11 protein-coding genes are annotated in these 11,904 nt (G+C 71.0%); 1 reads left to right on the top strand and 10 read right to left on the bottom strand.

Features of this window, described 5'->3' with window-relative positions; translation table 11 throughout:
- Window positions 1–7: 7 nt before the first annotated feature.
- The 8 genes from BJ979_RS04040 to BJ979_RS04010 all read right to left on the bottom strand — a co-directional run bounded on the left by BJ979_RS04040 (window position 8) and on the right by BJ979_RS04010 (window position 8,963).
- On the bottom strand, window positions 8–1,759 hold the full coding sequence (locus BJ979_RS04040; RefSeq protein ID WP_179565419.1) for an ABC transporter substrate-binding protein: 1,752 nt from the start codon (window positions 1,757–1,759) through the stop codon (window positions 8–10).
- 322 nt (window positions 1,760–2,081) lie between these two features.
- Window positions 2,082–3,245, bottom strand: a complete 1,164-nt coding sequence (locus tag BJ979_RS04035; RefSeq protein ID WP_179565417.1) for a LacI family DNA-binding transcriptional regulator — start codon at window positions 3,243–3,245, stop codon at window positions 2,082–2,084.
- Window positions 3,246–3,380: 135 nt separating this feature from the next.
- Window positions 3,381–4,370 (bottom strand): prenyltransferase, encoded by a 990-nt coding sequence (locus tag BJ979_RS04030; RefSeq protein WP_179565415.1) that lies wholly within the window; start codon window positions 4,368–4,370, stop codon window positions 3,381–3,383.
- A complete protein-coding gene (locus BJ979_RS04025; protein ID WP_179565413.1) occupies window positions 4,367–4,780 on the bottom strand; it encodes a lycopene cyclase domain-containing protein in 414 nt (137 codons plus the stop codon). The genes BJ979_RS04030 and BJ979_RS04025 overlap by 4 nt, the downstream gene beginning before the upstream one ends.
- Window positions 4,777–5,166, bottom strand: coding sequence for a lycopene cyclase domain-containing protein (locus tag BJ979_RS04020; RefSeq protein WP_179565411.1), 390 nt, complete (start codon window positions 5,164–5,166; stop codon window positions 4,777–4,779). Before BJ979_RS04020 ends, BJ979_RS04025 begins: the two co-directional genes overlap by 4 nt.
- On the bottom strand, window positions 5,163–6,800 hold the full coding sequence (crtI, locus tag BJ979_RS17495) for a phytoene desaturase family protein (protein ID WP_246286681.1): 1,638 nt from the start codon (window positions 6,798–6,800) through the stop codon (window positions 5,163–5,165). The genes BJ979_RS04020 and crtI overlap by 4 nt, the downstream gene beginning before the upstream one ends.
- A complete protein-coding gene (locus tag BJ979_RS17490; RefSeq protein WP_246286680.1) occupies window positions 6,797–7,756 on the bottom strand; it encodes a phytoene/squalene synthase family protein in 960 nt (319 codons plus the stop codon). Before BJ979_RS17490 ends, crtI begins: the two co-directional genes overlap by 4 nt.
- Window positions 7,757–7,889: 133 nt before the next feature.
- The gene (locus BJ979_RS04010; RefSeq protein ID WP_246286679.1) at window positions 7,890–8,963 is read right to left on the bottom strand and encodes a polyprenyl synthetase family protein; all 1,074 of its coding nucleotides are present in this window, start codon (window positions 8,961–8,963) and stop codon (window positions 7,890–7,892) included.
- Between the two features lie 21 nt (window positions 8,964–8,984).
- On the opposite strand from BJ979_RS04010, the gene idi reads away from it, so the two are divergent.
- Window positions 8,985–9,662 (top strand): isopentenyl-diphosphate Delta-isomerase, encoded by a 678-nt coding sequence (idi, locus tag BJ979_RS04005; protein ID WP_179565409.1) that lies wholly within the window; start codon window positions 8,985–8,987, stop codon window positions 9,660–9,662.
- A 332-nt stretch (window positions 9,663–9,994) separates the two neighbouring features.
- Here the strand turns inward: idi and BJ979_RS04000 are convergent, their stop codons facing one another.
- Complete coding sequence (locus tag BJ979_RS04000; RefSeq protein ID WP_179565407.1) at window positions 9,995–11,020, bottom strand: serine/threonine-protein kinase; 1,026 nt, start codon at window positions 11,018–11,020, stop codon at window positions 9,995–9,997.
- A gap of 271 nt (window positions 11,021–11,291) precedes the next feature.
- Window positions 11,292–11,897 carry a dCTP deaminase gene (gene dcd / locus BJ979_RS03995; RefSeq protein WP_179565405.1) on the bottom strand — a complete coding sequence of 202 codons (606 nt, stop codon included), beginning with the start codon at window positions 11,895–11,897 and terminating at the stop codon, window positions 11,292–11,294.
- Window positions 11,898–11,904: the final 7 nt, after the last annotated feature.

Here is an 11,904-nt window from a genome sequence, read left to right as displayed (position 1 = left end):
CTCCCCCTTACTTGTCGACCCGCTTGAGCCGCACGAAGATGCCGAGCGGGGCGGAGTCGTAGTTCTGCGGGATCATGTACGGGTCTTTCGCGGTCGGCCAGCCGGTGAACTTCGCGTCGCTGAACAGACCCCAGCTGCCGCCGTAGTACATGCCGATCACGGGCAGCTGGTCGTAGACGACCTGCTGCAGCTCGTCGACGATCGGCTTCTGATCCTCCTCGTCGATGGTCGACTTCAGCTGCACCAGCAGCTTGTCGACGGCGGGGTCCTTGAAGCGCTCGCGGTTGTTCTGGGCGCTCTTGCCGACCGGCTGGTAGAACTCGCTCGAGAGCAGCGAGTTGTAGGACTGGTAGACGTCGCCGTTGCCCATGCCGCCCATCGCCATGTCGAACTTGCCGTTGTCGATCGCCTGCTGGTAGCCGGCGGGCTGCGGCGCGGTGATCTTGACGTCGATGCCGATCGCGGTCAGGTTGCGCTGCGCCTCCTGCACGGCGCGCAGCCAGTCGCTGTAGCCGTTGGCGGTGAGGATCGAGAAGCTCAGCTGCTTGCCGCTCTGGTCGACGAGCTTGCCGTCCTTCTGGGTGTAGCCGGCCTTCGCGAAGCTCGCGAGCGCCGCATCCACGTCCTGCTTGATGAGCCCGCCGTCGGGGATGTCGGGGTTCAGCCACTTCTCCTGGTTCGGCAGGATCAGCCCGGTCTGGCCCGCCGCCGTCAGGTTGCCCTCGGTGGCCGAGTCGGCGATCTTGTCGCGGTCGAGCGCGAGCGAGATGCCGCGGCGCACATCCACGTTGTCGAAGGGAGCCTTCGTCAGGTTCGGGGTGAGACCGATCACGCCGGCCGCCGGGAACCACCACTGGTTGCTCTTCGAGGCCGCGCCCCAGGTGCCGCTGACGTCGGAGATGTAGCTGTAGGCCCAGTCGTAGCCGCGCGCGACGGTGTCGAGCTGGCTGTTCGTGGCGGGCAGGATGAGGTGCTCGATCTGGATCTTGTCGGCCTGCCAGTAGGACTTGTTCTTGTCCATCGAGTACTGCAGCGGCGAGTAGTTGCCCAGCGTGAACGGGCCGGTTCCGATGGGGTTCGGGTTGCGCCAGGTGGTCGGATCCTTGACCTTCGACCACTGGTGCTCGCTGACGATGTAGACGCCGCCGAGGATGCCGACGGCCGGCACGTCGGCGGTCTTCAGGTGCACGATGACGTGCTCGCCATCGGCATCCTTCGTCGTCTCGAGCGACGAGATGTGCTGCCAGATGCCCTTGATGTCGAGGGGCTCGAACTTCTTCGCCAGGTCGAAGGTGAACTTCACGTCGGCGGCCGTGAACGGCTCGCCGTCGCTCCAGGTCACGTCCTTCCGGATCGTGAAGTCGATCGTCTTGGGGTCGGGCTGGTCGACGGCGGAGGCGAGCCAGGGGGTCTGCTCGCCGTCGAGCGGGTTCGTGAGGATCAGCGGCTCGTACATCCACTTCGACGCGGTGCGCGCGTTGGCGAGGTACGGGTTGAAGTTGCGGTCGAACTGCGGGTTGCCGTGGTCGGCGTTGATCAGCATCGTGTCGGGGCCGATCGTCGAATCCGGCTGCGAGCGCACCTGCACGGCGCATCCGGTGAGCACGAGCGCGGCGGCGGCCAGGCCGGCGATGCCGGTGAGGATGCGGGCGCGGCGGGTGCGGGGGCTGCGCTTTCGGCCGGGTGCCGTCTCGGTCGCTCGACGCGCGGGGTCGACGCCCTCGCGCTGCGCTGATCGCCTCGTCGTCGTCGGCCTCATCGCTCTCCGCCTCTTCGCTGGGGCGGGGCTCGGTGAACCGGGTCCCGCCGTCGGGTGCACCGGGCGCGCAGTGGTGACAGCGCATCCGGCTCCCCCAATGTATGCGCTTACATCGGCCTGTCAAGTCGGCTTGCCAGGTGGCGCTCAGGTTGTGAGGGTCTGTCGAGGCGCACGATCGTGCGTGCGAAAACCTGCCCGAATGGCGGAATCACCGCGGCGTCTGCACTGCCGCGCCGGCGGCGGAGAGGTCGGGCTCGCGGCGTGACGCCGGCCGCCCCGCCGGCGTCGGTCGCGGGGCGTGACGCCGGTTGCCGCGCAACCGTCAGGCGCGCGGAGGAGCGCTCTCGCGCAGCAGCACCTCGACCGGCAGCACGACGCGCTGGCGGGGCGCGTCCGGGGAGGCGAGTCGACGCAGCAGGGTGCGCACCGCGATACGGCCGAGGTCGGCCATCGGCTGCCGCACGGTGCTGAGCCGCGGGGTCGAGAACCGGCCCGCCTCGACGCCGTCGAAGCCGCTCACGCGCACGCGACCCGGCACATCCACGCCCGCCGCGGTGAGCGACTGCAGCACGCCGAGCGCGCTCTGATCGTTCGAGCAGACGATCGCGTCGGGCAGACGGCCGCCGGCGTCGTCACCGTCGTCGTCGAGCAGACGGTCGGCGAGTCGGCGCCCCGCCGCCACCGAGAAGTCGCCGCGCAGGATGCGCACGGCGGGGGAGTCGGCGACGTCGCCGAACTCGGCACGGTCGTCTCGGGCGTCGTCGATCGCGCGGTCGAAGCCGCGGCGGCGATCGCGCTCGTCGGGGGAGTCCTCGGGGCCGGCGATGTAGGCGATCTCGCGCACCGCCGCATCGCGCAGCACCTCGGTGACGAGCGCGCGCATGCCCTGCTCGTTGTCGACCACGACGTGATCGAGATCGTGCTCGTCGCCGGAGTCGGCCACCAGCACGACCGGCACGCGCGTCGAGGTGCGGGCCAGCAGCTCGTCGCCGAGGGTCGCGGCCAGCACCACGAGCCCGTCGACCCGGCCCGCGATCTCGCCGACCAGCCGCTCGCGGTGCGAGGCGGTTCCGGCGGCGATGAGCAGAGCGAAACCCTGCTCGGACGCCTCGCCCTCGGCGCCGCGGATGACCTCGTCGTAGTAGAGATTCACCGGTCCGCCGGTGCCCGACTCCTCGGCGGCCTGCTCGGCGCTCGCCCGGTCGTCGCGGATTCGCGGGGGAGTGGCGGGGCCGGGATCCGGCACCGGGTCGCCCTCCTGGTGCCCGGGCAGCAGCAGGCCGATGACCTGCGTGCGGCGGCCGGCGAGCCCGCGCGCTGAGGCGCTGGGCACGTAGCCGAGCTCGCGCACCGCATCCATCACCTTCGCCGCGGTCTCGGGACGCACCTCGTCCGGGCGGCGCAGCACCCGCGATACGGTCGCGATCGAGACGCCCGATCGGGCGGCGACGTCGTAGACAGTCGGGTTGAGCTCGCCGTTCGGCATCGCCTCTCCCCTCGTCGGCCTCGGTGTCGCAACCGGACATTACGCCGTTCATGCGGCGGGGCGCATCCAGGTTGCGCTCGCGTGGTGCGCCGGGTCAGGTCGGTGTGAGGGCCGGCGCGCGCTTCTGCGTGCGCTTCAGTGCGCGCGCACCGCTGCGAACCAGATCAGCAGCATCGTCACGAGGAAGCCGGTCACGAAGTTGAGCCAGAGGAAGCGCTTCCAGCCCCGGTTCGCCGTCTCGGCATCCGCCTCGCCGACGTTCCAGAACGGCGCGACGTTCGCGGCATAGGGCAGCACGAGGATCGCGGCGAGCGGGCCTGGCCAGTCGGTCGCGAGCAGGAGCACCCCGCCGAGCAGGTAGGCGGCGAAGGCGAGTCGCACGGTCGCCTTCGCTCCGATGACGGTCGCGATCGAGCCGATGCCGCCCTCGCGGTCGGCCACGATGTCCTGCACCGCTCCGAAGGCGTGCGAGGCCATTCCCCAGAGGAAGAACGCCGCGAGCAGGGCGAGCAGCTTGCCGTCGATCTGAGCGCCGGCGAGCGCGAGCCCGTAGACGGCGGGGCTGACGAAGTGCGTGCTCGAGGTGATCGAGTCGAGGAAGGGCCGCTCTTTGAAGCGCATGCCGGGAGCGGAATACGCGACCACGGCGAACAGGCTGACGGCCAGCACGATCCAGCTCGGCCACGCGTCGACGCCGCCGATCACCAGCAGTGCCACGACGAAGGGGATCGGCAGCACGGTGCTGGCGAGGATCGTCGCGCGGTGCAGGCGCTTGTCGAGCAGGGCGCCCTCGACGCCGCCCTTGCGGGGGTTGCGCAGGTCGGATTCGTAGTCGAAGACGTCGTTGATGCCGTACATCGTGAGGTTGTAGGGCACGAGGAAGAACAGGGTGCCGATCACGGCCAGGGCGATCGTGCGCGCATCCCAGCCGCTCGGCTCGACGAAGGGGCCGAGTGCCTCGGCCGTGACGCCCGCCGCGGTGCCCGCGCCCTGGGTGCTCGCTCCGGCCGCCGGGCCCGTTGCGCCGGCGCCGCCGGTGATCGCGAGGATGTACGCCGCCGCGAAGGGGTAGGCCGTGTTGACCCAGCTCAACGGTCGCGACGACAGCAGCAGCGCTCGGATCATGACTCGCCCTCCCCGGTCTTCTTCTGCTGAGGGGTCGCAGAGGCCCCGTCTTCGCTCGGTTTCGGCGCCATCACGGGGCCTGAGCGACCCCTCACGGAATCCGACGCCGAGCGGGAGGTTCGACGGGGGAGGAGGTGCCAGAGCACGGGGAGGAGGACGATCGCGGCGATCGCGTAGGAGAAGTCCTCGAGCGGGGCGATGCCGAGCTTCGCGCCGCTGATGCGCGCCGGGTCGTAACCGACCAGTCCGACGGCGATCATCACGTTGTCGAAGATGGCGGTCATGACGAGCAGCACGAAAGCCGTGAGCGCCGCGGCGCGCCAGCGCGGGGTGCGCCGGGCCAGCGCGGCGGCGATCACGACGATGAGGATCGCGCCGAGGAAGAACGCGTTGAGGGCCCAATAGGTCATCGGGCGCTCCCCTTGTCGGGCGTCGACACCACATCCATGCCGGTGGCGGAATGCGAGGCGGAGGTGCGGCTAGCTCGGGCGTCGAGCAGGGAGCTCGCGGCGCCGTACACGTTCATCGTGAGGTAGCAGAGCAGCGTCAGGAAGAAGAGCTCCTCGACCGGGAGCTCGGGGGCGAGCTGCAGGCCGGTCATGAAGACGGTCTCGCCGCGGAAGAAGATGCCGAGTCCGATGCCGAACAGGTCCCAGACCAGGAAGAGCAGGATCCCGACCGGCAGCACGATCGCCGCCCGACGCGCATCCCGCCAGAAGAACAGCCGGAACCGTCGGTCGAGCACGACCATCCCGGTGAGCGAGATCGCCAGCGCGACCAGATACAGAACGCTCACGCGCCCGCCTCGGCGGAGGGCGCGCTCGAACTCGCGCCCGCCGCTTCACCGGCCGGGCGAACGGCCGCGGCGTCGGCTTCGCGGCGCGGGCCGGTCGACTCGAGGGGCTCGGGCAGCGGGGTCGTCGAGGTGTCGTGGCGCAGGCGTTTCACGAGCAGCTCGGCGCTGATCAGGCACATCGGCAGGCCGATGCCCGGGATCGTGGAGCCGCCCGCGTAGAGCAGGTTCTTCACCTTCTTGCTCGCGTTGCCGGCCCGGAAGAAGGCGCTCTGCTTGAGCGTGTGGGCCGGCCCGAGCGCGGTGCCGCGCCAGGAGTTGAGGTCGGCGACGAAGTCGGCCGGCCCGATCGTGCGGCGCACGACGATCCGCGACTCGAGGTCGGGGATGTCGGCCCACTCCGCGATCTGCCGGATCACCCGGTCGGCGAGCGCCTCGATGCGCGCATCCCCGTCGCCACCTACGCCACCGGAGCCGAGCAGGGGGTCCGCCGGCAGCGGCACCAGCACGAACAGGTTCTCGTGCCCGTCGGGTGCGACCGAGGGATCGATGCCGCTCGGCTTGCAGACGTAGAGCGAGGGCACCTCGGGCACCTTCGGCTGGTCGCCGAAGATCGCGGCGAAGTTCTCCTCCCACGCCTGCGCGAAGAGCAGGGTGTGGTGCTCGAGCTGCGGGATCTCGCCGCGCACGCCGAGCAGCACGAGCAGCGCGCTCGGCCCGGCGACCTTGTGCTGCCACCACGACTCCGGATAGCTGCGCTCGCTCTCGGCGAGCAGCTTCGTCTCGGTGTGATGCAGATCGGCGGCGCTGACGACGACATCCGCCGACAGGGTCGAGCCGTCGGCCAGCTCGACGCCGACCGCGCTGCCGCCGGAGGTGAGGATGCGCGCCACCGGAGACCCGGTGCGCACGGTCACGCCCTCGGCGAGGGCGAGCGCCTCGATCCGGTCGATGATGCCCCTGAATCCGCCCATCGGGTATCGCACGCCGTCGACGAGGTCGAGGTGGCTCATGAGCGAGTACATGCTCGGCGCGAGGTCGGGCGCCGAGCCGAGGAACACGGCCGGGTAGCCGAGCACCTGCCGCAGCCGTAGATCCTTGACCGTACGCCGGGCGAGCGAGCCGAGCGGCTCGAGCAGCAGGCGGATGAGGCGCGGCGTGCGGCGCACGACCTCCGGCCCGAAGACCCGCGGCAGGCTGCGGAAGGTCGTGTAGAGGAAGCGGCGCAGCGCCATGTCGTAGGTCTCGCCGGCGCGAGCGAGGTAGCGGCGCAGACGCTTGGCGGATCCGGGCTCGATCCGCTCGGCGCGCGCGAGGGTCTCCTCGACGTCGGCGGCGATGTCGAGCGGGATGGGGTTGCCCTCGGCATAGACGCGGTAGCCGGGATCGAGCTGCACGAGCCGCAGCTGCTCGTCGGTCGTCGTGCCGAGCAGGCGGAAGAAGTGGTCGAAGACCTCGGGCATGAGGTACCACGACGGCCCGGTGTCGAAGCGGAAGCCGTCGGCCTCCCAGCTGCCGACACGGCCACCGACCTCGGACCGCGCCTCGACCAGCTCGACTTCGTGGCCGTCGCGGGCGAGCAGGGCGGCGCCGGCGAGCCCGGCGATGCCGCCTCCGATGACGACGATGCGGCTCATGCTCGCGCCTCTGATTCCGGGGGAGCGTCCGGCAGGTCGGCCGGAGAAGTGGCTGCGGCATCCGGCCCGGTTCCGCCCGCATTCGCCGGCAGGCGCCCCGCGACCGCGAGCGCCGCGAGCTTCGCCTTGACCGGGTTCGGCACCCGCACGCGCGTATCGATCAGCACCGACGCCGGCGTCGAGCGGATGCGCGTCGACAGCTCGGCGAAAAGTCCGTGCGCGAGCGCGACGGCCCGGCGCGATCCGGTCGGGATCTCGGGGATCGCGGCGGCCGCGGTCGCGAGCTCCCGGTCGATGTCGTCGACCAGCCGCACCTTGTCGGCCTCGGTGAACGACGTGACGCTGACGCCGGGGAAGTAGCTGCGGCCGAGATCGCGGAAGTCGGCGGCGAGGTCGCGCAGGAAGTTGACTTTCTGGAACGCCGAGCCGAGCGCGCGGGCGCCGGGGACCAACTGCTCGTAGAGCGCATCGGCCGACGGGGTCGTGCCGTGCTCGTCCCGCACGAAGGCCCGCAGGCACATGAGCCCGACGACCTCGGCCGAGCCGTAGACGTAGGCGTCGAAGCCAGCCTCGTCGTAGCTGCTGCGATCGAGGTCGGTGCGCATGGAGGCGAAGAACGGCGCCGTGAGCTCCGGCCCGAAGCCGCTGTGCCGCGCGCTGCGGGCGAAGGCGTGCACGATCGGGTTGGCGCTGTAGCCCTCGGCGACGGCGCGGTCGGTCTCGGCCTCGAGCTCGTCGAGCACGCGCCCTGCCGACTCCGGCGCGAGTCCCGCTTCGGCGGCTCCGCCATCCACGATCTCGTCGGCGACGCGCACGAGCGCGTAGATGTTCTCGACGTGCTGCCGCACTCCGGGCGCGAGCAGCCGCGACGCGAGCCCGAACGAGGTCGAGTAGCGCCGGATGACCACGCTCGACGTCTCGTCGGCGACTCGGTCGTAGAGGCTGAGGCGACTCATCGGGTCCATCCTCCCGTGGCGAGCCTGCGAGCGCGACCCGCGTCGCCGGCGTCGCTCGCGCGTGACCCGGATCCTTCCATGCCGACACAGGCATGAGCCCCGGAGCCGCGAGCCCCGGTCCGTGCTGCCGCGCTCACCGGACGCGACTCAGAACGGCATCAGCGACCGGGTGCAGCTCCGCGCGCAGGGCGGTCGGGATGTGCGGCTCGGCCAGACGGGCGAGCGCGCGGTTCGCGTAGTAGCGGGCGAGTCCCTCCGCGAACTCGCGCGCGCCGCCGTCGACGAGGGCGCCGCGCAGGCGGCTCGCATCCTCGTCGCAGAGCTTGGGATCGCCGAAAAGATGCGACACGGCGCCCCACTGCGGCGTCGAGTCGGCGTAGGCGATCAGCACGGTGCGCTTGCCCTCGCGCAGGTCGCCGACGGTGGTCTTGCCGGTCTCCTCCTCGGCGCCGAACACGCCGAGCACGTCGTCGACGATCTGGTACGCGATGCCCATCTCGCGGCCGAACTCGCCCAGGGTGGCGACGACGGCCGGCGCGGCTCCGGCCAGCACGGCGCCGGCCTGTAGCGGACCCTCGAAGGAGTAGACGGCGGTCTTGAGCCGCTCCATCCAGAGGATGTCATCGACCTTCGGCACCTCGGGCGCGCCCGCGAGGTCGACGTCGATCAGCTCGCCAGCGGCGCTCGCGAACATGGCCTCGTCGAGCAGGTCGAGCAACGCCGAGCGCACGTCGTCGGCGACGCCGCTGCGGTCGATCAGGCGGTAGGCGTTGAAGAGGGCGAGGTCGCCGGCGATCACGGCGGCGCTGATGCCCTGGTGCTCGGCGTCGGCGCCGGTCGCGCCGCGACGCACGGCGCGGTCGCGGTAGGTGCCCGAGATGTTGGGAGATCCACGGCGCACGAAGTCGCGATCGATCACGTCGTCGTGCACGATCAGTGCGGTGTGCAGCAGCTCGAAGGCGGCGCCGACGTTCGCGGCGGCCTCGTCGTCGCATCCCCCCAGCGCCGTGTAGGCGGAGAAGACGAGACGCGGACGGAAGCGCTTTCCCCCGACCGTGTTGGCCTCCAGCGCCTCCCAGAGCTCGACGTAGTCGGGCCCCAGAGCGGCGGCGCGGGTGCGAGCTAGGCTGAAGAAGCGCCCGAGAACGGCGTCGACCAGCTCACGCCGCTTCGTCGCGGTCAACAGGCGGTCGGGTCCGTCCATCATCGAGGCAGGGTAACCCGCAGCATGACTCATCTCTCGGCGCATTCAGCGGAACCGCAGACGACGCAGCCGCCGAGCGAGACCGGAGCCGAGTCCGCGTCGCCGGACGCCGAGTCTCACGCGACCGCGCCCGAGTCGGGCCGCCCGGTTCCGCTCGCCGGAGGCGACCCCGCCGATCCCGAGCTCGTCGTGCTGCTCGCCGACGACGGCACCCCGATCGGCACCGCCGACAAGGCGCTCGTGCACGACGGCGCGACGCCGCTGCACCTCGCGTTCTCCTGCCACGTGCTGGATGCCGAGGGTCGCGTGCTCATCACGCGCCGCGCTCTGTCGAAGCGCACCTTCGCCGGCGTCTGGACCAACGCCTTCTGCGGCCACCCGGCACCGGGGGAGTCGGGACAGAGCGCGGTGCGCCGCCGCGCCGAGCGCGAACTGGGCATGGCGATCAGCGAGCCCGAGCTCGTGCTGCCCGACTTCCGCTACCGCGCCCGCGACGCGCTCGGCGTCTACGAGAACGAGATCTGCCCCGTCTACGTCGCGCGCGCCGAGGGTGACCCGCGACCGGCGGCCGACGAGGTCGTCGAGTGGGCGTGGGTCGAGCCGGAGGCGCTGCGCACCGCCGTCGAGGCGACGCCCTTCGCGTTCAGCCCGTGGATCGCGTTGCAGCTGGCCGAGTGGCCGGCGTTCCCCGCAAGGGTCTGACCCGCATCCACCCGCCCGTTTCCTGATCAGCAACGGCCGCCGCGCGCGGTTCTGGGCGCCGGGATCCGAGGCACGGAGTTCTGGACTCGGGGTTCGAGGCGCGGGTGGCCAAGAAGAGCACGCCGTTGCGGCGTGTCGCGTGCACTTCCTGGCCACCCAGCGCACATCTCCGAGGTGGGTGGCCAGAGATCACACGCGCGGGCGGCGTGTCGCGTGCAGTTTCTGGCCACCCAGCACGCATCCCCGGCGTGGGTGGCCACGAAGCACACGCGCGCTCAGCGTGTCGCGTGCAGTTTCTGGCCACCCTCGAGCACTGAGCACGGCCAGGCGGGTCAGAACAGCGCGGCGCCCAGCCAGAGGCCGAGGAAGAACGACACCGCGACGATGCCGGCGAGCGCGACGCCGAGTCCCGCATTGCGGCGGCGACGGCTGCGCAGGCCGTGGAACGCGTTGCGCCGGTGCAGGCGCGATCCCTTGGCGCGGCGCCCGGTTCCGGTGAATTCGGGTTCGGGCTGGCCGTGCAGGATCGCGGCGACCTCGGCCGCGCTCGGCCGCTCCTTGGCATCCCGCGAGGTCATCGCGCCGAGCAGCAGCTGCCACTCCTCGGCCAGGTCATCGGGGATGCGCGCGTCGCGGTTGGTGCGCGCGATCGCCGCCTCGAGCACGGTTCCCTCGAACTCCTGCACGCCGCTGAGCGCCTCGAGCAGCACGAGTCCGAGCGAGTAGACGTCGCTCGCCGGGGTGACCTCGCCGCCGGTGACCTGCTCGGGGCTGAGGTAGGCGGCGGTGCCGAGGATCGTGCCGTCGCTCGTCATGCGGTGGCCGCCTAGGTAGTGCGCGATGCCGAAGTCGCCGAGCTTCGCGCGGCGGCGGAAGCCCGCCGAGCCGCCATCGCCGATGAGGATGTTCGCCGGCTTCACATCGCGATGCACCACACCCTGCTCGTGCACGTAGGCGAGCGCCTCGGCGATCTGGGCGCCGAGTCCGGCGACGTCGTGCGGCGCCATCTTGCCGCGCTCGAGCTCCTTGTCGAGCGAGGCGTGCGACACGAGCTCCATGACGACGAAGCGGCGGATCGAGCCGTCGAAGTTCTGCCGACCGGCGTCGTAGACGGCGATGAGTCCGGGATGCTGCAGGCCGCTGAGCATGCGGATCTCGCGCTCCTGCCGCACCAGCTCGTCGGCGACGACCGACTCGGCGCGGAACACCTTGAGCGCGACGTCGCGCCCGAGCACGGTGTCGCGGGCGCGGTAGACGCTCGCAGCGCCGCCGGATCCGATGGCCTCGAGCAGCTGATAGCGGCCTCCGACCGCGCCCGAGCGCGCCGGCTGCGGAGTCGCGTAGTCGGTGGTGGTCATGGCGTCGGCCCCCTGGATTCGTCGCTCGCACGAGCGCGCACGCAGAACCCGCAGATCGCGGATGCTGCCAGCGCCACCCCTCGCCCGATCCCCCATGACCGTCGAGTTGGCATACCGATAACGCCGTCGCGCCCAGGGTAAGTCACCGGTGAGGCCGAGGCGAACGCTTGACTCGTCTCTCAGTGCTGGCTATCAGGCACGCGCGCGCACGCGTGCGCAGGAGAATCGGCATCCGCGGCGAGGTCATCGCTCGATGCGCGGTCCCGCAGGCTTATTCGCCGGCAGCACCCGCATCCGTGATGCGCACGTCGATGCGGTGGAAGTTCTGGAACGAGCGCGACGCGGTCGGTCCGCGCTGGCCCTGGTAGCGGTTGCCGTAGGCGCCGGAGCCGTAGGGGTTCTCGACGGCCGAGCTGGTGCGGAAGAAGCAGAGCTGCCCGATCTTCATGCCCGGCCAGAGCTTGATCGGCAGCGTCGCCATGTTGCTCAGCTCGAGCGTGACGTGGCCCGAGAATCCGGGGTCGACGAAGCCGGCGGTGGAGTGGGTGAGCAGCCCGAGGCGGCCGAGAGAGCTCTTGCCCTCGAGGCGTGCGGCGACGTCATCCGGCAGCGTCACGAGCTCGAAGGTCGAGCCGAGCACGAACTCGCCCGGGTGCAGGATGAACGGCTCGTCGGGCTTCGTCTCGATGAGGCGGGTCAGCTCGGGCTGGTCTTCGGCCGGGTCGATGAAGGGGTACTTGTGGTTGTCGAACAGTCGGAAGAAGCGGTCGATGCGCACATCCACGCTCGACGGCTGCACCATGCTCAGATCGAGCGGCTCGAGTCCGATGCGGCCGGCCGAGATCTCGGCCTTGATGTCCCGGTCGCTGAGAAGCATGGCCCCG

The sequence above is a fragment of the Schumannella luteola genome (genome assembly GCF_013408685.1).
GTDB classification, from domain to species: domain Bacteria; phylum Actinomycetota; class Actinomycetes; order Actinomycetales; family Microbacteriaceae; genus Schumannella; species Schumannella luteola.
Note: the sequence above shows the minus strand (reverse complement) of the source record. Positions and strands in the feature narration are given on the sequence as shown.

Coding starts and splice junctions, on each gene's coding strand:
- BJ979_RS04040 (WP_179565419.1), bottom strand. CDS start 1,759: ATGAGGCCGACGACGACGAGGCGATCAGCGCAGCGCGAGGGCGTCGAC.
- BJ979_RS04035 (WP_179565417.1), bottom strand. CDS start 3,245: ATGCCGAACGGCGAGCTCAACCCGACTGTCTACGACGTCGCCGCCCGA.
- BJ979_RS04030 (WP_179565415.1), bottom strand. CDS start 4,370: ATGATCCGAGCGCTGCTGCTGTCGTCGCGACCGTTGAGCTGGGTCAAC.
- BJ979_RS04025 (WP_179565413.1), bottom strand. CDS start 4,780: ATGACCTATTGGGCCCTCAACGCGTTCTTCCTCGGCGCGATCCTCATC.
- crtI (WP_246286681.1), bottom strand. CDS start 6,800: ATGAGCCGCATCGTCGTCATCGGAGGCGGCATCGCCGGGCTCGCCGGC.
- BJ979_RS17490 (WP_246286680.1), bottom strand. CDS start 7,756: ATGAGTCGCCTCAGCCTCTACGACCGAGTCGCCGACGAGACGTCGAGC.
- BJ979_RS04010 (WP_246286679.1), bottom strand. CDS start 8,963: ATGATGGACGGACCCGACCGCCTGTTGACCGCGACGAAGCGGCGTGAG.
- idi (WP_179565409.1), top strand. CDS start 8,985: ATGACTCATCTCTCGGCGCATTCAGCGGAACCGCAGACGACGCAGCCG.
- BJ979_RS04000 (WP_179565407.1), bottom strand. CDS start 11,020: ATGACCACCACCGACTACGCGACTCCGCAGCCGGCGCGCTCGGGCGCG.
- dcd (WP_179565405.1), bottom strand. CDS start 11,897: ATGCTTCTCAGCGACCGGGACATCAAGGCCGAGATCTCGGCCGGCCGC.